The 1,079-nt window shown below is 53.1% G+C and carries 1 protein-coding gene; it reads left to right on the plus strand.

Translation table 11 applies throughout. The annotated features are described in order from the left end of the window. Positions 1–18: 18 nt before the first annotated feature. On the plus strand, positions 19–1,079 hold a 1,061-nt coding region (locus tag KDK19_RS10485; RefSeq protein WP_257291898.1), incomplete at its 3' end, for a hypothetical protein.

A 1,079-nucleotide genomic window follows, 5' to 3' on the forward strand; every position in this document is an offset into this window, starting at 1 on the left:
TTCCGGAGAGCTTCCCGTATGCCAGCCAATCAAACTGATACGAATCCTCCCAGTCGTCCTCCCGAAAGACAGTGGCTTGAGACCAGCGATGGCTGGTTTTACTCGGCCATGGTTGACACGGATATTTTTAAAATCACTCTGTCGATGGATCGGGCCAGACCGGGTTCAGCTTTTGCCACGCCTGAGCATATCGGTGCTGTCAAGACAGCCATTGACAGAGCCTTCCGGTTAATAGAACAGTCAGGTTTATTTCCCCACCACATACACCGGAATATCCGCATTATCTTTGCTGACTCTGACTGGCTGAGCCAGAACATCTTTTATGACGATGAGGATGTCACCCTGTTAATCGGGCAATCGATCATCAATTCGTCACCATTACCCCCGGCTTCTGGCAAACCCGCCACTTTAACCGATGCTCCCGGAGCGGACCCGCTCGTTGCCACGTTGCTGAATCACATGGCAATGGTCGTTTATGAGGCCTGTGACCCCAATGCCTTCTGGTCAGAATTTCAGGCACGGCAAGATGGTGCCAAAGAGAATACCATCGCCAACCAGACACAGCTCAGCTTTATCGCTGAAACGCTGGCCGCCAAATGGTTGAATCAGAAATTATCTCCGGTTTCACACCATAGGCTGAGGACTTTGCTTCCCGGCCTGTTCAATGACTCACAACCTCCTGACAAGCCCCCTACCCCCCTGAGTGCCAGACTCCAGGCTTATCACTGGCATTCCAGAAACCACCTTGGTGAAACGCTTGCCATGCTTAAAAGCGAGGCAATCCCTGCATCGGGCAATGTCACCGAGCCAGTGCCCAACGATTATTTTGCCTTCACACCCGCTGCGCCCCTTTTACGCATCAACAAGACAATGGCCTTTCCCGCTTTTGGCAAAGGTTACCGTACCCACGTTCAGGGATCAGAAATAGGTGTCAGGGTATACCCCCAGGGAGACGCGGCTCCGCCACTGCAGCTGGTTGACATCACCCTTGACGTGGAAGGCTATCATTCGCTCGGTTACCAGGGTCCGGCACAGACTCTCCGGCGGCTGGTTTTTGACCTTGAGAAATTGGCCGGACT

The sequence above is a fragment of the Endozoicomonas sp. ONNA1 genome (assembly GCF_024606325.1).
Taxonomy (GTDB): domain Bacteria; phylum Pseudomonadota; class Gammaproteobacteria; order Pseudomonadales; family Endozoicomonadaceae; genus Endozoicomonas_A.